Annotated in this window: 18 protein-coding genes and 2 tRNA genes; 7 read left to right on the forward strand and 13 right to left on the reverse strand. The window is 73.0% G+C overall.

Annotation, left to right across the window (positions count from 1 at the left end):
- Positions 1 to 145: 145 nt before the first annotated feature.
- The 8 genes from def to ACFYOY_RS02495 all read right to left on the reverse strand — a co-directional run bounded on the left by def (position 146) and on the right by ACFYOY_RS02495 (position 9683).
- A complete protein-coding gene (gene def, locus ACFYOY_RS02460; protein WP_059147799.1) occupies positions 146 to 775 on the reverse strand; it encodes a peptide deformylase in 630 nt (209 codons plus the stop codon).
- Positions 776 to 1508: 733 nt separating this feature from the next.
- Positions 1509 to 2495, reverse strand: coding sequence for a hypothetical protein (locus tag ACFYOY_RS02465; RefSeq protein WP_014054791.1), 987 nt, complete (start codon positions 2493 to 2495; stop codon positions 1509 to 1511).
- A 233-nt stretch (positions 2496 to 2728) separates the two neighbouring features.
- A complete protein-coding gene (locus ACFYOY_RS02470) occupies positions 2729 to 4030 on the reverse strand; it encodes an HD-GYP domain-containing protein (RefSeq protein ID WP_388584585.1) in 1302 nt (433 codons plus the stop codon).
- Positions 4031 to 5124: 1094 nt separating this feature from the next.
- Positions 5125 to 6585, reverse strand: a complete 1461-nt coding sequence (locus ACFYOY_RS02475; protein WP_388584316.1) for an HD-GYP domain-containing protein — start codon at positions 6583 to 6585, stop codon at positions 5125 to 5127.
- A 304-nt stretch (positions 6586 to 6889) separates the two neighbouring features.
- The gene (gene rsrA, locus ACFYOY_RS02480; RefSeq protein WP_351879904.1) at positions 6890 to 7207 is read right to left on the reverse strand and encodes a mycothiol system anti-sigma-R factor; all 318 of its coding nucleotides are present in this window, start codon (positions 7205 to 7207) and stop codon (positions 6890 to 6892) included.
- The gene (locus ACFYOY_RS02485; RefSeq protein ID WP_043235475.1) at positions 7204 to 7893 is read right to left on the reverse strand and encodes a sigma-70 family RNA polymerase sigma factor; all 690 of its coding nucleotides are present in this window, start codon (positions 7891 to 7893) and stop codon (positions 7204 to 7206) included. The genes rsrA and ACFYOY_RS02485 overlap by 4 nt, the downstream gene beginning before the upstream one ends.
- A 303-nt stretch (positions 7894 to 8196) precedes the next feature.
- Positions 8197 to 8865 (reverse strand): alpha/beta family hydrolase, encoded by a 669-nt coding sequence (locus ACFYOY_RS02490; RefSeq protein WP_351879901.1) that lies wholly within the window; start codon positions 8863 to 8865, stop codon positions 8197 to 8199.
- Positions 8865 to 9683 (reverse strand): SOS response-associated peptidase, encoded by an 819-nt coding sequence (locus ACFYOY_RS02495; protein WP_351879898.1) that lies wholly within the window; start codon positions 9681 to 9683, stop codon positions 8865 to 8867. Before ACFYOY_RS02495 ends, ACFYOY_RS02490 begins: the two co-directional genes overlap by 1 nt.
- Positions 9684 to 9731: 48 nt before the next feature.
- On the opposite strand from ACFYOY_RS02495, the gene ACFYOY_RS02500 reads away from it, so the two are divergent.
- The 4 genes from ACFYOY_RS02500 (at position 9732) to ACFYOY_RS02515 (ending at position 13474) form a co-directional block, all read left to right on the forward strand.
- Positions 9732 to 10445 carry a M50 family metallopeptidase gene (locus tag ACFYOY_RS02500; RefSeq protein ID WP_351879895.1) on the forward strand — a complete coding sequence of 238 codons (714 nt, stop codon included), beginning with the start codon at positions 9732 to 9734 and terminating at the stop codon, positions 10443 to 10445.
- Between the two features lie 138 nt (positions 10446 to 10583).
- On the forward strand, positions 10584 to 11960 hold the full coding sequence (gene aroA, locus ACFYOY_RS02505; RefSeq protein ID WP_208518188.1) for a 3-phosphoshikimate 1-carboxyvinyltransferase: 1377 nt from the start codon (positions 10584 to 10586) through the stop codon (positions 11958 to 11960).
- Positions 11961 to 11972: 12 nt separating this feature from the next.
- A complete protein-coding gene (gene rsgA / locus ACFYOY_RS02510) occupies positions 11973 to 12980 on the forward strand; it encodes a ribosome small subunit-dependent GTPase A (protein ID WP_388584321.1) in 1008 nt (335 codons plus the stop codon).
- Between the two features lie 170 nt (positions 12981 to 13150).
- Positions 13151 to 13474: a multidrug efflux SMR transporter gene (locus ACFYOY_RS02515; RefSeq protein ID WP_014054781.1), complete on the forward strand. Its 324-nt coding sequence runs from the start codon at positions 13151 to 13153 to the stop codon at positions 13472 to 13474.
- Positions 13475 to 13495: 21 nt separating this feature from the next.
- Here ACFYOY_RS02515 and ACFYOY_RS02520 read toward each other — a convergent pair whose 3' ends face one another.
- Positions 13496 to 14056 carry a TetR/AcrR family transcriptional regulator gene (locus ACFYOY_RS02520; protein WP_388584324.1) on the reverse strand — a complete coding sequence of 187 codons (561 nt, stop codon included), beginning with the start codon at positions 14054 to 14056 and terminating at the stop codon, positions 13496 to 13498.
- Between the two features lie 170 nt (positions 14057 to 14226).
- Here ACFYOY_RS02520 and hisN point away from each other — a divergent pair, with 170 nt between their 5' ends.
- Together hisN and ACFYOY_RS02530 are read left to right on the forward strand one after the other, a co-directional pair.
- On the forward strand, positions 14227 to 15021 hold the full coding sequence (gene hisN, locus ACFYOY_RS02525; protein ID WP_351879886.1) for a histidinol-phosphatase: 795 nt from the start codon (positions 14227 to 14229) through the stop codon (positions 15019 to 15021).
- Positions 15022 to 15252: 231 nt separating this feature from the next.
- On the forward strand, positions 15253 to 15645 hold the full coding sequence (locus tag ACFYOY_RS02530; protein ID WP_351880976.1) for a CBS domain-containing protein: 393 nt from the start codon (positions 15253 to 15255) through the stop codon (positions 15643 to 15645).
- A gap of 161 nt (positions 15646 to 15806) precedes the next feature.
- Here ACFYOY_RS02530 and ACFYOY_RS02535 read toward each other — a convergent pair whose 3' ends face one another.
- Positions 15807 to 17273 (reverse strand): catalase, encoded by a 1467-nt coding sequence (locus ACFYOY_RS02535; RefSeq protein WP_351879883.1) that lies wholly within the window; start codon positions 17271 to 17273, stop codon positions 15807 to 15809.
- 162 nt (positions 17274 to 17435) lie between these two features.
- Here ACFYOY_RS02535 and ACFYOY_RS02540 point away from each other — a divergent pair, with 162 nt between their 5' ends.
- Positions 17436 to 17849: a Fur family transcriptional regulator gene (locus ACFYOY_RS02540; protein WP_351879881.1), complete on the forward strand. Its 414-nt coding sequence runs from the start codon at positions 17436 to 17438 to the stop codon at positions 17847 to 17849.
- 81 nt (positions 17850 to 17930) lie between these two features.
- On the opposite strand, the gene ACFYOY_RS02545 is transcribed toward ACFYOY_RS02540, so the two are convergent.
- From ACFYOY_RS02545 to ACFYOY_RS02555, 3 genes are all read right to left on the reverse strand, one after another.
- Positions 17931 to 18007: transfer RNA gene (locus tag ACFYOY_RS02545), tRNA-Met, on the reverse strand.
- 153 nt (positions 18008 to 18160) lie between these two features.
- A complete protein-coding gene (locus ACFYOY_RS02550; RefSeq protein WP_351879878.1) occupies positions 18161 to 20008 on the reverse strand; it encodes a tetratricopeptide repeat protein in 1848 nt (615 codons plus the stop codon).
- Positions 20009 to 20189: 181 nt separating this feature from the next.
- Positions 20190 to 20263: transfer RNA gene (locus ACFYOY_RS02555), tRNA-Met, on the reverse strand.
- Positions 20264 to 20295: the final 32 nt, after the last annotated feature.

The following is a 20295-nucleotide window of genomic DNA, read 5'->3' on the forward strand; positions in this document are numbered from 1 at the left end:
TCCTCCCAACACCAGACTCCGCCCCCCCCCCCCCCCCCCCCCCGGGGGGGGGGGGCGCCGCGCCCCCCCCCCCCCGGGGGCCCCCCCCCCCGGGGGGGGGCCCCCCCCGGGGGGGCCCCCCCCCGCCCGGTGAGGTACGGCACACTCAGTCGTTGGGCACCGTCTCATAGCGGGCGGTGCCCTCGGCCATCTGCTTCAGCACATCCTTACGGTCGCGCTTGGAGAGCCGGTCGATGTACAGGTAGCCGTACAGGTGGTCGGTCTCGTGCTGCAGACAGCGCGCGAAGTAGCCGGTGCCGCGCACCGCGATCGGCTCGCCGTCGAGATCCTGGCCGCGCACCACCGCGTAGTCGGGGCGGGCCAGCTCCATGTAGGCCGTGGGGACCGACAGACAGCCCTCATTGGAGTCGTCCAGCACCCGGCGGTCGGCGGGCAGCTCCTCCAGCACCGGGTTGCACACCACGCCCACATGGCGAACGCCCTCGTCGTCCATGCAGTCGTAGACGAAGACCTTGAGGTCGACACCGATCTGGTTGGCGGCCAGGCCCACGCCTTCCGCCGCCCGCTGGCTGGCGAACATGTCGTCGACGAGCCGCGCCAGCTCCTCGTCGAACACGGTCACGTCCCGGCACTCCTTGTGCAGGACCGGGTTGCCGTAAACGGTGATCGGGCGGGCGGTGCCGCGCTCGCGGAAGGCCCGCTCACGCTCCTCGCAGTCCTCCGTGTCCACGATGAAATCGTCGACCACCTGCTGTTTCGTCCCTTGCTGCGACATCGTCCGCCGTGTGCCTTCCCTCAACCGTGATGCGTCGCCCTACAGGGTACGGGCACGACGCGGCGGGGCGCGGTGTGGTTACCCGCTGTGAGCGGGCTTCCACGGGCCCTGGTGGGGCGTACAGGCCGGCCAGGGGGCGTCCGGTGGGGTCTCCCCCCTTCCCGCCCCTTCCCGCTGCCAAGGGCTTCGCCCCTGGCCCCCTGGGGGGCGATGAGCCGACCGTCGCCGCCGTGAACACCCGCACCGGCGGGCTGATCGCGGTCGGCACCACCCGCGCACGTCCGGGTCGTCCGACCGGGGTCTGGGGCGGAGCACCGGTTTCACTTCGCCCCCGGCTCCCGGGGGCGGGGAACCGGCCGTCGTCGCCGCGACTGCCCGCACCAGCAGACTGATCGCGGTCGGCACGCCAGCACGGTGGACGACCGGACACCGGCCCACCCGGCCCGGGGCCTGGGGCGGAGCCCCAGTTGCGGGAAGGGGCGGGAGGGGAACAGCCCCTTCCGGGGTCTGGAGCGCAGCACCGGTTTCACTTCGCCCCCGGCTCCCGGGAGGCAGGGAACCGGCCGTCGTCACCGCGACTGCCCGCACCAGCAGACTGATCGCGGTCGGCACGCCAGCACGGTGGACGACCGGACACCGGCCCGCCCGCCCCGGGGCCTGGGGCGGAGCCCCAGTTGCGGGAAGGGGCGGGGAGGGGAACAGTCCGCCGCAGGCGGCACGATCCGCCAGGCGGTCAGCAGACCTCTTCCAAGTCCCGCCACTCGCGGGTGTCCGGACTGTCGGCGACCCAGCCGTCCAGCAGCCCCCGCACCAGCCCGCCGGGCGCCGCGATCCCGCATTCGCGCTCGGGGACCCACAGCGAGCCCGAGCCCGCCATACGGTGGCCCAGCGGCCCGGGGTGGCCCGGTTCGCTGTGGTCGTGCGGGTCCAGATGCTCGCCCTCGCCCTCGTCGCTGGGCATCCGGCTCTCCGAGCAGGAGCGGCACAGCAGCCGCACCGACGACGACCAGTCCTCGGCCGCGAAGCCCGCGTCGGCCGCGAGCCGCTCCAGGGCGTCCCGGTCGGCCTCGGTGGCCGCCTCCAGCAGCACCACCCAGGTCGGCACCGGGGACGGCGCCCACAGCTCGATCTCGTCGAAGACCGGGTACGAAGGGCCCGCGGAGGTCACGCGCTCACCGTGCGGTACGCCGTCGTGGAGCACCACCTCGCCCCAGCGCCGCCCGGAGGACGGCAGCGGGATGGACAGCACCTCGATCCGGGCCGGGTCCAGCCGGCGGCCCCAGACGACCTCGGCCTCGCCCTCCGGGGACAGCCGCACCGCCGCGCTGCCCAGCTCCATGCCGAGCGGCTCCCCGGACGCGGACGCCTCTCCGGGCACCTTCAGCCCGTACGCCTGCCAGGCGCGGCGGGCCAGCGGCCAGTCCTGCAGCGCGGTGGCCGCGATTCCCACGTTCCACCAGTCCGGAGCGCCCGTCTCACGGTCCAGCAGCGCGACCGCCCGCAGCCCCGCGGCCCGCGCCTGCTCCCAGTCGTGCCGGAACTTGTGCAGCAGCGCCAGGTTGAACCAGGACTCCGACAGCCACGGCTCCAGGTCGGCGGCGCGGGTCAGCAGCGCTCCCGCGTCCTCGTACCGGCCGTCGCCGATGAGCGTGAACGCACGGTCCGTGGCCTGCCGCCATGAGGCGGACGGCCGGTGCCGTACCTTGCCGAAGATCTTCACGATTCCCGCCTGCCGGTATCGAAGTCGTCCCGTACCAGATGCCTTCGCGGACGGCGTCGCCCTCCCTCGAAGACAACCTGCCACACATTCGCGGACATCTCAGCCCGGCCCCTCACCCTCCGGCCGGGATGCGAAGCCCTCCACACCTCCTTGCCACCGGCCATTCGGCCTGGCACCCCTCTCCTCGCATCCAACCATGCCCCTCGGGAGCCCCGCTTATTACCGGCGAGTTCTCACCGGGGCCGGCCGTACACCTGGCGCGACAGCACCGCGGCGAGCGTCTCGACCACTACGGGATCGAAGTCGCGCGCCGTGGCCAGCCGCAGCCGCTCCAGGGCGCGCAGGGCGGCCGCCCCGGCCGCCCCTTCGGCCCCGGGCCCGCTGACCAGCTCGGTATACGCGTTCACCGCGCGCACGATACGCGCGGCGAGCGGCTGCTCGCGGTACGGGTCCGCCTGGCGCTCCACGACCTGTGCCACCTCGGCGGGTACCCCGGTCTGGCGGACCACAGCGCCGCCGAGCAGCGCGATTTTGCGCTGCTCGGCGGCGGGCAGCGGCTCGGTGGCCCCGGCGGGCACCGGGTCCAGCAGCGACAGCTGGCCGATGTCGTGCATCAGTGCCGCGTATTCCAGCACGGTCAGCCGGGGCTCGGAGAGCCCCAGCTCACGGCCGACCGCCCGGCTGAGCGCGGCTACCTCACGGGCGTGGCCCGTCGGGGTGTATCCGGCTATCTCGGTCGACCGGGCCAGGGAGGCGATGGTCTGGCGGTAGGTGGCCCGTATCCCCGCGTAGCGGCGGTAGGAGTACTGGATCAGCAGCAGCGGCACCGCCAGCACCGGCACCGGCCACAGCCCGGCGACGGCCACGGTGAGCGGCATCACCACCGCGGTCGCGCAGACCGCCGCCGCCACGCCGGGCAGCGACCGCAGCTCGTCGCGGAGCAGCGGTCCGTAAGGCCAGCCGGTACGGGCGCGGGCGAGTGCGGCGGCCAGGACGGCGTCGCACAGGGCGGTCAGGGCCAGCAGGGCGAGCAAATAGCCGACGAGATACGGGCTGTGGCCGAACCAGGAGGCCAAGAGGCCGGTCCGGTGCAGCGGTTGGAAGCAGACGGCGGCGAACGCGACGGTCAGCACCCGGCGGGCGGTGTGGCCGGGGTCCACCGGGCAGCCGAGCGCCAGCGGCGCCACCAGCCCGGCCAGGGAGCCGGCCACGACGACGGTGACCACCTGGAGGACACCGTGTGTGGTGGGCTCCCCGCCGAGCCGCCCGAGCAGGGCGTAGGCGAGCGCGCCCGCGGCGGCGACGGGCGCGGGCTCACCACGCGGATCGGGCACCCCGCTGCCCCCCGGAAGCGCGGGCGGTGCCTCCACGCACCGGATCGCCTCCCCTACGGCGATGAGCGCCCCGAAGGCGAGCGCCGCCTCCGGCTGCCGCACCCCGTGCCACTCGGTCCACACCAGCGCAACCACGGCAAGCGCCCCGGCCGCGCCGTAGACGGCGACGACGGTAAGGCCGGCGTGACGGCCCCCCGATATGCGCTGCCGCCCTCGGCCCCGGGCGCCCACGCCCCGTTCGCGGGAGCCCGCACCCCGGCTTCGCTTACGGACACCCGCGCCGCGGCCCACCCGGCGGACGCCCACGCCGCCCTTACGGACACCCACGCCGCGGCCCACCCGGCGGACGCCCGCACCGCCCTTACGGACGACGCCCACGCCGCCCCTACGGACACCCGCGCTCCGGCCCTCTTCGCGGACGCCTGCGCCCTGGTCTCCCTTACGGACGGCCGCGCCACGGCCTTCCTCGGGACCGCCCGCGCCCCCGCCTCCCTCGGGGACGCCTACGCCGCGGCCCTCCCCGCGAACGCCTGCGTCACGGCTCGCCCGGCGGGCGCCTGCGCCCTGGTCTCCCTCGGGGACGCCCGCACCCTGGCCCTGCCGGCGGACCTTCTCGCCCCGGCCCTCCTTGTGGACGTTCTCGTCCCGGCCCCCCTTGGGAACGCCCGTACCGCGGCCCTCCTTGGGGACGCCCGTACCGCGGCCCTCCTCGCGGTCCGCGGCCGGACCACCGCCGTCGTCGGCGGCCGTGGGCCGGGCCTCCTCACGGGCGGGGGCGGTCTCGCCTTGCTGTCGGCGGGCGCGGTGGAGGGCTCGGTCGTGTCGTTCCGCGAGCCGGTCGAGGCTGCCGCGGAGGGCGTTCGGGAGGCGGGGTGCGGCCGGTGCCGGGGCGGGGCAGGCCGCCCTGGACGGCCACTGGGCCGCGCTCTCGTCCCGGTCGCGCGGCCCGGGGCGGGTCGTGCCGCGGGCCTCGCCTCCGTCCGAGGGTCCCGGTCCCGGGACGTCCGGGACACCCGAGGCGTCCAACGCGCCCGGGGCACCCGGGGCACCCGCCGCGTCCAGCGCACCCTGGGCACCCGGCGCATCCGGCACACCCGGCACACCCGGGGCATCCAGCGCACCCGGGGCATCCGCCGCGTCCGGCGTAGCCGGCGGCACGAGCGCTCCCCCGGCCCGTGCCGGGGCCGCCCCGGAGGCGGGGCCGTCCGGAGCGGTGCGGCGCGGGCGCCGGGCGGGCCGGGGGTCCCGGTCCGGGCCGTCCGGGCCGGGCTCGGTGGGCGGGTCCTGGGTGGGGCTCATGGCGCACCGCCAGGGCCGCCGCGGCCGGGGCGGGGCTCGGAGGCGTCCGCCGGGCCGGAGGCCGCCGCGCGTACCAGCGGCGGCAGCTCCAGCGGCGGGCTCAGGGGGTCTGGCGGGACGTTTCCGCGCTTCTCGGGGGCGTCCGCGGTGACCGCCGCATGCCAGCCGTGGCGGTCCAGGGCGGTGCTGAGGGCCCGCACCATCCGGGGGTCGAACTGCGATCCCGCACACCGCTTCAGCTCCTCCACGGCCGTGTCCACCGGCCGGGCCCTGCGGTACGTACGCGTCGAGGTCATCGCGTCGAAGGCGTCCGCCACCGCGACCACCCGGGCGAACTCGGGGATCTGCGCCCCGGCGAGCCCGTACGGATAGCCGCTGCCGTCCAGCCGCTCATGGTGGTGGAGGATCGCGGCCCGCGCCTCGCCCAGGAAGCCGATGCCGCGCACCATCTCGTCGCCGTACTCGGGGTGGAGTTCGATCACCCGGCGCTCATCGGGGGTGAGCGGACCGTTCTTCCGCAGCAGCCGGGTGGGCACGCCGAGCTTGCCCACGTCGTGGAGGATGCCCGCGATCCGCACCGCCTCCAGCCGGTCGCCGCTCATGCCCAGCTCGCGGGCGATCATCGCGGAGGCCCGGCCGACGCGCTCGCTGTGGCCCCGGGTGTAGCGGTCCTTGATGTCGACCGCCTGGACCAGGGCCCGGATGGTGGCCTGATGGGCGGCGCTCTCGCGGCGGTAGAGCACGAACCCGCAGGCGCAGACGTACATCGGCAGCAGCACCAGGAGGGCGGCCGCCGGTCCGTAAGGGCTGCGCCAGAGCACCGCCATGGCGAGCGCGGCGGGCCCGTGCACCAGATACGGGGCGAGCGCGCCGGGCAGCCGGCCGCACCAGGCGGCGCGCAGGGAGTGGCGCTCGGCGGTCACCAGCACCCCGCCCTCCAGGGCGGTGGCGGTCAGCCCCAGGACGAGCGCGGCGGCCACGGCGGCCGCCAGGGCGTACGCGAAGCCGGGCGTACCGGGTGCCTGGGCGGCGGGGACCTGTGCAGCGGGGTCCTGAGCGCCGCCGCCGAGCGCCCACAGGGCGCCGAGGGCCCGAGGGCCGCCCAGAGCCGCGAAGGCGCACGAGGCGGCCCAGACGGCCAGCGAGAGCCGTGCGGCGCGCCAGGCCCGCCGCGCCCCGGCCGGGGGCCGCTCGACGCGGGCGAGCAGCGCACCGGGCACGGCGACCAGCGCCGCGGCGGCGGGCGGCAGCAGAAAAGCCCCGGCCAGAAGGACGGGGCTGCACCATTCGGGCCAGCGGGCGCGGACCCTGGAGCCCACCGCGTGCACCACGGCGAGCAGGGCGGCCGTGGCCCAGGGGACGGCCGCTCCGGGCCGTACGGCCGGGGCGGCGCAGAGCCCCCCGGCGAGCACGGCGCACAGGACATAGGCGCGCGCCCCGTGGGGAAGTGCCCGCACGGTGTCCTCCTCCCCATCCACGTCCGTTGGCGCCGCCCCTCATGGACGAGGCGGGTCAGGTGGTTGGGGAGCTTAGGCCGGACTGGGGCGGATGAGATCGGAGGGACTGTCCGATTACACCCCTTCGAGTGATGATCTGATCACCGAAGGTGGGGCCGGGAACCCGCCCGGCTCGTTGAGGATCACCCGGCCGATAGAAGATCAGCGGACGGTCAATCGAAGGACGGTCGACGGGCAGTCGTTCAACGCACCCGATCGACGAACGGTCATCGAGCGACGATCCACCGGCGCACGAGGCCGGGGGTCACTCCTGGGCGGTGGTAGGAGCGTTCGTCTCCGCGGTGACCTCACGCTCGGGCACCATCTGCCCGGAGCGGATCAGCTCGATCCGCCCCATGACCTTCGAGCGGAGGTCGCTGGGCACGTCGTCCTGGCCGCAGCACCGCGCCACGAGCTTCTTCACGGCCTTCTCGAGGCCGTACTTCTCCAGGCACGGAGAGCACTCGTCGAAATGCACCTCGAACTTGGCGCAGTCGCCGTCCGGCATCTCGTGATCGAGGAACTCGTAGAGGTGATCGAGAACCTCGGAGCAGTCCGTCTCATGCGGCTCTCCGCAGCTCATGAGTCCGCGCCTTTCCGATCGTGCGACTCGTCCGCCCCGGCGGCCGCGCCCGCGGGGACCAGCCCGCGCCCACGGGCGTAGTCCTCCAGCAGATCGCGCAGCTGGCGGCGCCCACGGTGCAGTCGGGACATCACCGTACCGATGGGTGTACCCATGATGTCCGCGATCTCCTTGTAGGCAAAGCCCTCGACGTCCGCGAGATAGACCGCGATGCGGAACTCCTCGGGGATGGCCTGAAGGGCCGCCTTGACATCGGAGTCGGGCAGGTGGTCGAGGGCCTGCGACTCGGCAGAACGAAGACCGGTCGACATATGCGACTCGGCGCGCGCGAGCTGCCAGTCCTCGATCTCCTCGGCCGCGCTGCGCTGGGGCTCCCGCTGCTTCTTGCGGTACGAGTTGATGAAGGTGTTGGTCAGGATGCGGTACAGCCACGCCTTGAGGTTGGTGCCCTCGCGGAACTGGTGGAAGGACCCGTACGCCTTGGCGTACATCTCCTGCACCAGGTCCTCGGCGTCGGCCGGGTTCCGCGTCATCCGCAGCGCGGCCGAGTACATCTGGTCCAGGAAGGCAAGGGCGTCCCGCTCAAAGCGCGCGTTGCGCTCCGAGGACGTCTCCTGCGACCGCTCGACCGGCTCTCCCTCGGTAACGCCGTCGGTCCCTGCGTCGGTCCCAGTGACCTGACCCACCTCCTCCAGCTTCGCGTCGGGTCCGGATGTGGACCCGCTCGAATCGGAGAATAGACGACGATCCGGTGCGCCCGCCGCTCCGATCTTCACAGCCTGTGCCGCCTGCAGCTGCGACCAGTCGAGGTCAGCGCCGTGCGGACGGGCCGGGCAAGCAAGCGAACCCATGCGGGGAACTCCCTTTCCTCGTATTCCGCGTATCAGTGCCTCTTACACGGTGAGTACCAACGACCCTTAACAACACGGGACCCGTCCGTCGCATTCCCGCGCCCGGCGCCCGGCCCCGGCTCCCGCGGCCCGCACAGGTCAGGCCAGGGCGCGCGGCAGCCAGTCGGCGACGGCGCCGGTGATCAGGGCGAGCGCCGCCGGCTCGTCGAGGTCCGCCGATTTCGGCAGGCCGAAGACGTGATCGCCGTACGGCACCGTCACGAGCTCCATCTCCGCGGGCAGCTCCGGGAACTCCTCCGGCCGCCCGAAGGGGTCCCGGCCGCCCTGGACGATCAGCGTCGGCACCCCCGTGGCCAGCAGCTCATCGGCCCGGGAGCGCTCCGGCTTGCCCGGTGAGTGCAGCGGGAACGACAGCGCCAGCACGGCCTTCGCGCCCAGCTCCCGGCCGGTCCGGCAGGCCACCCGCGCCCCGGCGCTGCGGCCGCCCGCCACGATCGGCAGCCCTGCCTTCTCCAGCGCGGGCCACAGGGCGCGCCATCCGGTGTCCAGGGTCGAGGGCGCGGGCGCGATCTTCTTGCCCGCCACCCGCCACGGCTGCTCGACCAGCGCGACGCTCACCCCGCGCCCGGGGAGCGCCCCGGCCAGCGCGCGCAGGTCGCGCGCCTCGATGCCCCCGCCGGCGCCGTGGCTCGCGGCGAGCAGGGCACGGGCGCCGGGCGCGTGGTGCCAGGTGATCCGGGCGTCCCCGGCCGGGGTCGGCACCGTCTCGGTCGTCACCTCGGGCGTTTCCGTCTTCTCGGCGGCCATCAGAACAGCGTGCCCTCCTCCGGGGCCTCGAGCTCCTTCAGCAGCTCGGGACCGTTGTTACGGACATCACTCACCCCGGTCGCCACCGGGTAGGCCCGCAGCAGCCCGGAGGGCGGTGGCGCCAGCAGCGGCAGCAGGTCGTCGGGGTCGGTGCGGGCGGGATCCAGCCAGGAGGCCCAGCGGTCCTGGGTGAGCACCAGCGGCATCCGCGGATGGATCTCGGCGAGCGACCGCGGCCCCTCGTCATGGCCCACGCCACCGAAGGGCTCCTTGTCCGCCTCGGTCGTGATCACCGTGCAGGTCACCCACCACGACCGCGGATGATCGTCCGGCAGCGTCCGGTCCCGCCAGAACTCGTACAGCCCGGCCATGGCCATCACCGAGCCGTCCACCGGGGTCACGAAGTACGGCTGCTTGCGGGGCCGCTTGCGCTTGCCCTTCTCCTCGAGCTGCCGCTCCTGCGCCGCGGTGACCCACTCGTAGTAGCCGTCGGCGGGCAGGATGCAGCGCCGGGAGGCGAACGGGCGCCGGTAGGAGGGCTTCTCGTGCACGGTCTCGGCCCGTGCGTTGATCATCTTCGCGCCGCCCTCGGGCGACTTCGCCCAGGAGGGCACGAGCCCCCACTTCAGCGTCCTGAGCTGGCGAACCGGGCGCGGCTCGTCGGCGTCTTTGAGAGGGCGTTCGAGCACCGCGTACACGTCCTTGGTGGGCGCGACGTTCCAGTCCGGCGCCAGAGTCTCCTCCGGTTCCCACTTCTCCACTCCGAAGAGCCCGACGAGATCCTCCGGCCTCCGGCTCGCTGCGTATCGACCGCACATAGGTGCCACACTGCCACGACCCCTACCGACGCGAGGAGCCGCCCGCACATGGACGCAACGAACGCCGCCGATCTGTGGGACCGAGTGACCGGCGCCCAGGCCGACCCCACCACCTGGCTGGTCGTCTCCACCGGTGTGGTCGCGCTCGCGGTCGTCGTCTTCCGTACCGCCTGGCGAATAGCCCGTAACGCCGTCACGATCGCCCACGAGGGCGGCCACGCCCTGGTGGCCCTGCTCAGCGGGCGGCGGCTGGACGGCATACGGCTGCACTCGGACACCTCGGGGCTGACCGTCTCCCGCGGCAAGCCCACGGGCCTGGGCATGATCCTCACGGCGGCGTCCGGCTACACCGCCCCCTCCCTGCTGGGCCTCGGCGGTGCCTGGCTGCTGGCGGCGAACCACATCACCTTGCTGCTGTGGGGGACGACGGCGCTGCTGGTCGCGATGCTGGTGATGATCCGCAACGCGTATGGCGTCCTTACGGTCGTCATCAGCGGGGCCGCCTTCTTCCTCGTCTCCTGGCTGACCGGGCCGGACGTCCAGGCGGGGTTCGCGTATGCCGTGGTCTGGTTCCTCCTCCTGGGCGGTGTGCGTCCGCCCTTCGAGCTCCAGCGCAAGCGCCGGCACGGGGGCGCGTACGACTCCGACCCCGACCAACTGGCCCGGCTGACGGGCATTCCGGCCGGTGCCTGGCTGCTGCTCTTCCACGTGGTCTCGCTGTGTTCGCTGCTCGCCGGCGGGCGCTGGCTGCTGGGGCTGTGACCCGTACGCGCGTCCGGCGCGCCGCGCCCGGCGCATACTGCGTCGCCCTCCGCGCCCGGTAGCAGCGCCGTGTTTCGACTGGGTTTCGCCACTTTCGATCAAGATTGGCACTCCGGGCGAACCACTAAAGTGAGACCCATGACCGGCATTGAGACCTCCCCGGGCGACCACACCGCCCTCTGGCCCGCTCCGACCGCCGATGGAGCGGTGGACGCGACCGTCACCGTGCCCGGATCCAAGTCGGTTACCAACCGCGGTCTGATCCTGGCCGCGCTCGCCGCCGAACCCGGCTGGCTGCGCCGCCCGCTCCGCTCCCGCGACACCCTCCTGATGGCCGCCGCGCTGCGCGCCATGGGCGTCGGGATCGAGGAGACGGTGTCCGACGGCGCCCTCGGCTCGGGCGGCCCCTCCGGCGGCGGAGAGGCATGGCGGGTCATCCCGGCGGGGCTGCACGGCCCGGCCACCATCGACGTCGGCAACGCCGGCACCGTGATGCGCTTCCTGCCGCCGGTCGCGGCCCTGGCCGACGGCCCCGTCCACTTCGACGGCGACCCCCGCTCCCATGAGCGCCCGCTGCACGGCGTGATCGACGCGCTGCGCGCCCTCGGCGCCCGCATCGACGACGACGGCCGCGGCGCGCTGCCGATGACCGTGCACGGCGGCGGGGCGCTGGACGGCGGCCCGGTCCGCATCGACGCCTCGTCGTCCTCCCAGTTCGTGAGCGCCCTGCTGCTGTCCGCGCCGCGCTTCAACCAGGGCGTCGAGGTGCGCCACATCGGCGCCGCGCTGCCCTCCCTGCCACACATCCGGATGACCGTCGACATGCTGCGCGCGGCGGGCGCGCGGGTGGACACCGCGGAGGCGGGCGGCGAGCGGGGCGTCTGGCGGGTGGCGCCGAGCGCGCTGCTCGGCCGCGACCTGGTCGTCGAGCCCGATCTGTCCAACGCGGCGCCGTTCCTGGCCGCCGCCCTGGTCACCGGCGGCCGGGTGACCATCCCGGACTGGCCGGAGCGCACCACCCAGCCCGGGGACGAACTGCGCCGGATCTTCACCGAGATGGGCGGTTCCTACGAGCTCACCGACGCCGGGCTGACCTTCACCGGGACCGGCCGGATCACCGGGATCGACGCCGATCTGCACGAGGTCGGCGAACTCACCCCGGTGATCGCGGCGGTCGCGGCGCTGGCCGACTCCGAGTCGGTGCTGCGCGGCATCGCGCATCTGCGGCTCCATGAGACCGACCGGCTCGCCGCCCTCGCCAAGGAGATCAACGAGCTCGGCGGGGACGTCGCCGAGACCGAGGACGGACTGCGGATCCGCCCGCGGCCGTTGCACGGCGGGATCTTCCACACCTACGAGGACCACCGGCTGGCCACCGCCGCCGCGGTACTCGGCCTCGCCGTCGACGGTGTACTGGTCGAGAACGTGGCCACCACCGCCAAGACCCTTCCCGACTTCCCCGGCCTGTGGTCCGGGATGCTCGACGCGACGACGACCTCGGCGCGGAGATCCTGAGAGCCTGGACTCATGCGCCGCTACGGCAAGCACACCGACGAGGATGACGTTCGGGTCCGCCCCAACCGCAAGGGCAACCGGCCGCGCACCAACATCCGCCCCAAGCACGAGGACGCCGCCGAGGGGTTCGTACTGACGATCGACCGCGGCCGGCTCACGGTCCTGGTCGAGGACCGCACCATCACCGCCATGAAGGCCCGCGAGCTCGGCCGTAAGGGCGTCGTCGTCGGCGACCGGGTCGCGGTCGTCGGGGATCTCTCCGGCGACAAGGACACGCTCGCCCGGATCGTACGGGTCGAGCAGCGCACCTCCGTCCTGCGCCGGACCGCCGACGACGACGATCCGTACGAGCGGGTCGTGGTCGCCAACGCCGACCAGCTCGCGATCGTGACCGCCCTGGCCGATCCGGAACCGCGCCCGCGCCTGATCGACCGGTGTCTGGTGGCCGCCTTCGACGCGGGGCTCGAGCCGCTGCTCGTGCTCACCAAGTCCGATCTGGCGCCCGCCGAGGAGATGCTGAAGACCTATGGGCCGCTCGGCATCCCCTTCGTCGTCACCAGCCGTGACGAGCTGGCCGACGGCGACGCCGCCGACCGGGTACGGGAACGGCTGACGGACCGGATCACGGTCTTCGTCGGCCATTCGGGCGTGGGCAAGACGACGCTGGTGAACGCGCTGGTCCCGGAGCACCAGCGGGCCACCGGCCGGGTGAACGCGGTCACCGGCCGCGGCCGCCACACCACCACCTCCGCGCTCGCGCTGCCCCTGCCGGACACCAAGGGGTGGGTCATCGACACCCCGGGCGTACGGTCCTTCGGGCTGCACCATGTGGACCCGGCGCGGGTCATCCACGCCTTCCCGGACCTGGAGCCGGGCACCGAGGGCTGCCCGCGCGCCTGCAGCCACGACGAGCCGGACTGCGCGCTGGACCAGTGGGTGGCCGACGGCCACGCCGAACCGGCCCGGCTGTACTCCCTGCGACGGCTGCTGGCGACCCGGGAGCGGCGGGAGGGCGACTAGGGCCTGTCCGGGGCGCGGCCCACCATAGGCGCTCAGGATCCGCGGGACACCTCTTGGGGAGCGTGTTTGCCGTCCACCCGGGACGGTAAATGGATAATCGCATCAAGGAGTCAGGCGACCGGGCGCGTCCCGGGCGACGGCAGCCGACGGCGACACGGGAGGGCATGTCTATGGCGTGGCTGCTGGTCGTGGTCGCCGGGCTTCTCGAAACGGGCTTCGCCGTCTGTCTCAAGCTCTCGCACGGCTTCACCCGCCTCTGGCCGACGGTCGCGTTCTGCGCGTTCGCGCTCGGCAGTTTCGGGCTCCTGACGCTGTCGCTGAAGAAGCTCGACGTGGGACCCGCTTACGCGGTGTGGACGGGGATCGGGGCCGCCGGGACCGCGATCTACGGCATGATCTTCCTCGACGATCTCGTCTCCATGCTCAAGATCGTCTCCATCAGCCTGGTGATCATCGGCGTGATAGGGCTCCAGCTCTCCGGCTCGGCCCACTGAAGCCCGGCCGCCCGAGTCGGCTCAGGCCAGCACCGTGCGCACCATACGGGCCACATCCGCCGCGGGGGCGGGCGTCACCACGTACGACAGGGCCAGCCTGGCGACCGCCTCGCAGGCCAGGGGCAGCTCGACCGCACCGGGCGGCCAGTCGCCCGCCAGCAGCCGCACCGCGCGGTCCCGTGCCTGGCCGAGCAGCTCGCCCGGCGCGGGCAGCGGGCCGGGCGGCGCCGTCCTCACGGGCGTCGGCAGCCGCTCGTTCCAGCAGCCCGTGAGCACCGCCCGCACCAGTGGATTCTCGGTCGCCGAGCGGACCGTCCACACCGCCGCGGCGGCCAGCCGCTCCCTGGGGCCCGCCGCGCCGGACGCCCCGGAGAGCGCCCGCTCGACCCCGCTCAGATACGCGTCGGCCTCGCGCCGCACCAGAGCGCGGGCGAGGCCCTCCTTGCTGCCGAACTCGTTGTAGAGGGTCTGCCGGGAGACCCCGGCCGCCGCCGCGACCTCGGCCATCTTGACCCTCGGCCACGGACGGCCCTCGAGCGCGGCGAAGGCCGCGTCGAGTAAGGATTCACGCGCTGCGGGCATCGTCGCCTCCCAGAGCGGGCATCGCCGCCTCCCAGCGGCATGTGCCCGACAGAATTGACGGGCCGCCAGATGAAGTCAAGAGCCCCGCACGGGCCGACCCGTACGGCCCGCGTCCCCGGTCATGTGGAGTCGCGTGGCTCCGGGTCTTTTCCGCTCGATACTGTTCGGCCATGCCCGACTACCACGATGACCTGCGTCTCGGCCATGTCCTCGCCGACGCCGCCGACTCGACCACCATGGAGCGGTTCAAGGCGCTCGACCTTAAGGTCGAGACAAAACCCGATATGACGCCGGTGAGCGAGGCCGACAAGGCGGCCGAGGAGCTGATCCGCAGCTCCCTCCAGCGCGCCCGGCCACGCGACGCGGTGCTCGGCGAGGAGTTCGGCAGCGAGGGCAGCGGCCCGCGGCGCTGGGTGATCGACCCGATCGACGGCACCAAGAACTACGTGCGCGGGGTCCCGGTCTGGGCCACCCTGATCGCCCTCATGGAGCGCGGTGAGGGCGGCGACCGCCCGGTGGTCGGGGTGGTCTCCGCGCCGGCGCTGGGACGCCGCTGGTGGGCCGCCGAGGGGCTGGGTGCGTACACCGGGCGCAGCCTGTCCTCCGCGTCACGGCTGGCGGTCTCGAAGGTGAACAACCTCTCCGACGCCTCGTTCGCGTACTCCTCGCTCAGCGGCTGGGAGGAGCGCGGCAAGCTGGACGGCTTCCTCGATCTGACGCGCGCCTGCTGGCGCACCCGTGGCTACGGCGACTTCTGGCCGTACATGATGGTCGCCGAGGGCTCGGTGGACATCTGCGCCGAACCGGAATTGTCGCTGTGGGACATGGCGGCCAACGCGGTGATCGTCCAGGAGGCGGGCGGCCGCTTCACCGGGCTCGACGGCGTGCCGGGCCCGAACAGCGGCGACGCGGCGGCGTCCAATGGGCTGCTGCACGGGGCGATGCTGGACTATCTGCGGTCCTGAGGGAATTCAAGGTGGGCCCTCAAGGCTGCGGGGAGCCCTGAGGGCCCACTGGCATGAGCGCCGGAGGAACCGGAGTGTGAACCGGAGCGCGGGGCGCGCTCAGCGGCAGGTCGGCTTCCGCGCGCCCTTGTTGGATCCACCAAGCCATGTGAACATGAGAATCCAGGACCTTGTGAACTTGTGAATCTATTCTCGAATGGGTTCACCAAGGAGGTGGCTCCATCCATGCCCATGCACGTCCGTGACGCCATGAGCTCGGTGGTCCTCACCATCGGCCCCGCACACACGCTCCGTCAGGCCGCCCGGTTGATGTCCGCACGCCGGGTCGGATCGGCCATCGTGCTCGATCCCGACACCTGCGGCCTGGGGATTCTCACCGAGCGCGACATCCTCAACTCAGTTGGGGCGGGCCAGGACCCCGACCAGGAGACCGCGCACGACCACACCACCGCCGATGTCGTCTTCGCCGCCCCCGGGTGGACGCTGGACGAGGCGGCCCGCACGATGACCCAGGGCGGCTTCCGCCATCTGGTCGTCCTCGACGCGGGCGGCCCCGTCGGGGTGGTGTCGGTGCGCGACATCATCCGCTGCTGGACCCCGATCCCCCAGCCCGTACCGGCCTGAGGCGCCCCGGCGCACCGGAACCGGAACCGGACTTCGCGCCCGGCCCACCGCATCGGGTGCGCCGCATCCGGCACACCCGCCTACGGCACACCGCGCCCGGCACACGAAGAGGCCGGAGCCCCATGGCGTCCGGCCTCTTCGGTTGATACGGCAAGCGTCCGTCAGCCGCGCAGGGCCTGAACCGCGGCCTCCAGCCGCTTGCCGTAGTCGGCGTCCGCCTTGCGGAAGTTCTCGATCGCCCGCTGTGCGATGTCATCGCGGGAGACCTTGGCGATGAACTGCGCCAGATTCTCGATCAGGCGCTCCTTCTCGTCGTCCGACATCAGCCGGTAGAGGTTGCCCGCCTGGACGAAGTCGTCGTCCTCGGCGTGTGAGGGGGCCTCGTGGTCGCCGGTCCGGCCGGAGACCGGGGACGGCTGCCACAGCGCCTGGCCGGTCTCGGCCGGGCCGCCGAAGCTGTTGGGCTCGTAGTTCTTCGCGCCCGCGTGACGGCCGTCGTACAGGAAGCCGTCCCGGCCGTAGGTGCGCGCCTCGGCCGCGTGCGGACGGTTCACCGGCAGGTGGTCGGCGTTGATGCCGACGCGGTAGCGGTGGGCGTCGCCGTACGCGAAGAGGCGGCCCTGGAGCATCTTGTCCGGGGACGGGCCGATGCCCGGCACGAAGTGGGCCGGCGAGAAGATCGACTGCTCGACCTCGGCGAAGATGTTCCGCGGGTTGCGGTTCAGCTCCAGCTTGCCGATCTCGATCGGCGGGTAGTCCTCGTGCGGCCAGACCTTGGTCAGATCGAACGGGTTGAAGCGGTAATTCGCCGCGTCGGCCGCCGGCATGATCTGCACCTGCACCGTCCAGGTCGGGAAGTCACCGCGCTCGATGGCCTCGCGCAGATCGCGCTGGTGGCTGTCCGGGTCCAGACCGCTGGTCTCGGCCGCCTCGGCGGTGGTGAGGCTCTTGATCCCCTGGTCGGTCTTGAAGTGGTACTTCACCCAGAAGACCTCGCCCGCGGCGTTGTTCCACTGGTAGGTGTGCGAACCGTAGCCGTTCATGTGCCGGTACGAGGCGGGGATGCCGCGGTCGCCGAACAGCCAGGTCACCTGGTGGGTGGACTCGGGCGAGAGCCCCCAGAAGTCCCAGACGTTGTCCGCCTCCTGCGAGCCGGTGTACGGGTCGCGCTTCTGGGTGTGGATGAAGTCGGGGAACTTGATGGCGTCCTTGATGAAGAACACCGGGGTGTTGTTCCCGACCAGGTCGTAATTGCCGTCCTCGGTGTAGAACTTCAGCGCGAAGCCGCGCGGATCGCGCACCGCGTCCGCCGAGCCGAGGTTGCCGGCGACCGTCGAGAAGCGCAGGAACGTCTCGGTCTGCTTGCCGACCTCGGAGAGGAACGACGCGCGGGTGTACTTGGTCACGTCCGCGGTCACGGTGAAGGTGCCGTACGCACCGGCTCCGCGGGCGTGCACGATCCGCTCCGGGATCCGCTCGCGGTTGAAGTGGGCGAGCTTCTCGATCAGGTGCTGGTCCTGGATGAGGACCGGACCGCCGACGCCCGCCGTCTCGCTGTTCTGGTTGTCCGCCACCGGAGCCCCGGACTCCGTGGTCAGCGGACCAGTGATGTTGTCCTGGACCGTCACGTGCGCCTCCTGCGTACTCGCATTCTGTCCCTTGGTCTGGGGCTGTTCCCGATCCTACATTGGACAATGTCTAAGTCAAGAAGCGTTGGAAAGTCGTACCCGATCTGGTCAAGGACTCGCTCGCTGCTACCCTTGTCCTTATCTGACTGATAGGTGAATGGCATGAGTGACCTGCTGGAACGGCTCAGGGGACGCGGCTGGAGGCTGACGGCGCAGCGACGTGTCGTCGCCGAGGTCCTCAACGGAGACCATGTGCACTACACCGCCGACGAAGTCCACGCGGCGGCGGCCGAGCGACTGCCCGAGATCTCCCGCGCGACCGTCTACAACACCCTCGGCGAGCTCGTCTCGCTCGGTGAGGTGATCGAGGTCACCACGGACGGCAGGGCCAAGCGCTACGACCCGAACGCACACCACGCGCATCAGCACCTGGTCTGCGCGAAGTGCGGCACGATCCGCGATGTCCACCCCTCCGGCGATCTGCTCGCCGACCTGCCCACGCAGGAGCGCTACGGCTTCGCGATCTCCGCGGTCGAGGTGACCTACCGGGGTCTCTGCCCAGACTGCGCGGCCTGAGAGCGACCGCGACAGACGGCCACGACAGACGGTCACGACAGACGAAGGGCCCGGATCCTGGAGGATCCGGGCCCTTCGTTTTGGTAGCGGGGACAGGATTTGAACCTGCGACCTCTGGGTTATGAGCCCAGCGAGCTACCGAGCTGCTCCACCCCGCGTCGTTGTGTTGCAACCTTAACCCGGGGTGGACGGCAGGAGCAAACCGGTTACCGGCGGGACGTCCGCCGGTGGCTCCAGGCCGGGGTTCCGGCCCGGAGACTACGCCGTGAGCTGCCTGCTACACCGCGGGCTCCTGCTCCACGCGAGCGCCGCTACGCCGTGAGCTCCTGCTGCAGCGCGTCCCGCAGCCGGGCCGCGCGCTCGGCGACCTCCGCGGGCCCCAACTCGACCGCCCGCGCACACCACCGCTGCCCCTCGGTGAGAGCCCCGCGGCGGGCCGCGAGCAGCGCGAGCCGCAGCGCGGCCCGGCCGTGCCCCGCCTCGGCGGCGCGCGTCCACCACAGGGCGGCCTCCGGCTCGCTGCCCTCCCGGGCCAGCAGCAGCCCCAGGTTGAACGCGCCGTTACTGCTGCCCGCCTCGGCCGCCGCCCGGTACCAGCGAGCGGCCTCGACCACGTCGCCGCGCGCGGCCGCGAACATGCCCACCCGCACCTGGGCCCGCCGGTGGCCCTGGTGCGCGGCGCGCTCGTACCACTCCTCGTACTCGGGGACGTGCGGCCCGGAGCCGTCGTCGGGCGGCGGGGTCGGGAAGCGCGTCCCCGACGAGCTGCCGAAGCCGGTGCCGGTCGCCGGATCGCCGCCGACCGACGAGCGGTCCAGCAGCGCGGCCAGCCGGAAGGCGCCCTCGGCGCTGCCGCCGCCCGCGGCACAGCGCAGATGGCGCTCGGCGCCCTGGAGGTCGCCGTCCCGCTGCAGGGCGAGGCCGACCTGCAGCGCCGCCTCGGTGTGCCCGGCGGCGGCGGCCCGCTCGTACCACTGCCGGGCCGCCCGGCCCTCGCCCCGGCCCGCGTACAGGATCCCCAGGTTGAACGCGGCGTCGACGCTGCCCGCCTCGGCCGCCTTGGAGAACCACGGCTCGGCGCCCGCCGCGTCGCCGCGCTGCAGCAGCATCACGGCGACCGCGTTGGCGGCCTCGCGGTGGCCCGCGTAGGCGGCACGGCGGTACCACTGCTCGGCCTGTGCGGTGCGGCCCTGCTCGGCGCAGAGCAGCCCGAGGTTGTAGGCGCCGTTGATGTCCCCGGCGTCGAGCGCGGCGCGGTACCAGCGCTCGGCGGTCTGGGTCTCGCCCCGGTCGGCGTGCAGCGCGCCGAGCGCGTTGGCGGCGTTGCCGTCGCCGTCCTGGGCCGCCCGGTGCCACCAGACCGCCGCGCTGTCCGTGTCGCCCGCGTCGCGCAGCAGGAAGCCCAGCGCGCACGCGGCGCGGGACTCGCCGTCCTTGGCGGACATCAGGTACCAGCGGCCGGCCTCCTTGGTCTCACCGCGCTTCTCCAGCAGCGTGCCGAGGTGGAGGGCGGCGCGCCGGTGGCCGCGTGCGGCGGCCTGCCGGTACCACTGCTCGGCCTCCTCCCGCCCGGTCCCGTCGGCGCCGCGGCGGCGCTCGGCCACCGGCTCGTCGCCCTCGTCGCCGCGGTCGTCCAGGATGCGGGCGAGCCGGTACGCGGCCTCGCGGTGGCCGCGCTCGGCGGCCGTGCGGAACCAGCGCTCGGCGCCGATGTCGCTGCGGTGCTCCAGCAGATCGCCCAGCGCGTACGCGCCCAGGGTGTGGCCGGATTCGGCGGACTGGCGCAGCCAGTACTCGGCGGCGGGCTCATCGCCCCGCTCACGGTGGTGCCGGCCCAGAGCGTGGGCCGCGGCGGCGGATCCGGCGACGGCGGCTATGCGCCACCAGCCGGCCGCCTCGTCGGCGTAGCCGCGCTGGTGCAGCAGGACGCCGAGGTTGTTGGCGGCGGCGCGATCGCCCGCCGCGGTGGCTCCCCGCAGATGCGGTTCTGCGCCGTCGACGTCACCACGGCGCAGCAGCAGCGCGCCCAGTGCGCTCATCGCGGCGGTGTCACCGGCCTCGGCGGCACGACGGTGCCGGGTCTCCTCCTCGGCATCGTCGTGCGTGTGCGCAAAACGCCCTGTCTCCAACAGACTGACCCTGTCCCCCATAAATCCCATCGTGGCATCACCCGCATCCGGCGTACACCTGGTATACCGCAGCCGAGGAGGTCACTTCAGCGTTTTGTCGACATGCCCACAGAGAGACAACCCAAACGCTTGTATTCGCATTCCCCGAGTGGACGCTCGCAGAACACACAACAAGGCCCGGATCCTTGCGGATCCGGGCCGTGTCTGTCAGTAGCGGGGACAGGATTTGAACCTGCGACCTCTGGGTTATGAGCCCAGCGAGCTACCGAGCTGCTCCACCCCGCGCTGTGGTGTCACCACCGTATCACGGTGCGCGG

The sequence above is a fragment of the Streptomyces sp. NPDC007875 genome (assembly GCF_042868035.1).
Taxonomy (GTDB): domain Bacteria; phylum Actinomycetota; class Actinomycetes; order Streptomycetales; family Streptomycetaceae; genus Streptomyces; species Streptomyces antimycoticus.

What these genes read in the sequence shown, in the direction of transcription:
- def (WP_059147799.1), bottom strand. Translation starts at nt 775, where the DNA reads ATGTCGCAGCAAGGGACGAAACAGCAGGTGGTCGACGATTTCATCGTG.
- ACFYOY_RS02550 (WP_351879878.1), bottom strand. Translation starts at nt 20,008, where the DNA reads ATGGGATTTATGGGGGACAGGGTCAGTCTGTTGGAGACAGGGCGTTTT.
- ACFYOY_RS02515 (WP_014054781.1), top strand. Translation starts at nt 13,151, where the DNA reads ATGGCGTGGCTGCTGGTCGTGGTCGCCGGGCTTCTCGAAACGGGCTTC.
- ACFYOY_RS02500 (WP_351879895.1), top strand. Translation starts at nt 9,732, where the DNA reads ATGGACGCAACGAACGCCGCCGATCTGTGGGACCGAGTGACCGGCGCC.
- ACFYOY_RS02520 (WP_388584324.1), bottom strand. Translation starts at nt 14,056, where the DNA reads ATGCCCGCAGCGCGTGAATCCTTACTCGACGCGGCCTTCGCCGCGCTC.
- ACFYOY_RS02540 (WP_351879881.1), top strand. Translation starts at nt 17,436, where the DNA reads ATGAGTGACCTGCTGGAACGGCTCAGGGGACGCGGCTGGAGGCTGACG.
- rsgA (WP_388584321.1), top strand. Translation starts at nt 11,973, where the DNA reads ATGCGCCGCTACGGCAAGCACACCGACGAGGATGACGTTCGGGTCCGC.
- aroA (WP_208518188.1), top strand. Translation starts at nt 10,584, where the DNA reads ATGACCGGCATTGAGACCTCCCCGGGCGACCACACCGCCCTCTGGCCC.
- rsrA (WP_351879904.1), bottom strand. Translation starts at nt 7,207, where the DNA reads ATGAGCTGCGGAGAGCCGCATGAGACGGACTGCTCCGAGGTTCTCGAT.
- ACFYOY_RS02530 (WP_351880976.1), top strand. Translation starts at nt 15,253, where the DNA reads ATGCACGTCCGTGACGCCATGAGCTCGGTGGTCCTCACCATCGGCCCC.
- ACFYOY_RS02495 (WP_351879898.1), bottom strand. Translation starts at nt 9,683, where the DNA reads ATGTGCGGTCGATACGCAGCGAGCCGGAGGCCGGAGGATCTCGTCGGG.
- ACFYOY_RS02490 (WP_351879901.1), bottom strand. Translation starts at nt 8,865, where the DNA reads ATGGCCGCCGAGAAGACGGAAACGCCCGAGGTGACGACCGAGACGGTG.
- hisN (WP_351879886.1), top strand. Translation starts at nt 14,227, where the DNA reads ATGCCCGACTACCACGATGACCTGCGTCTCGGCCATGTCCTCGCCGAC.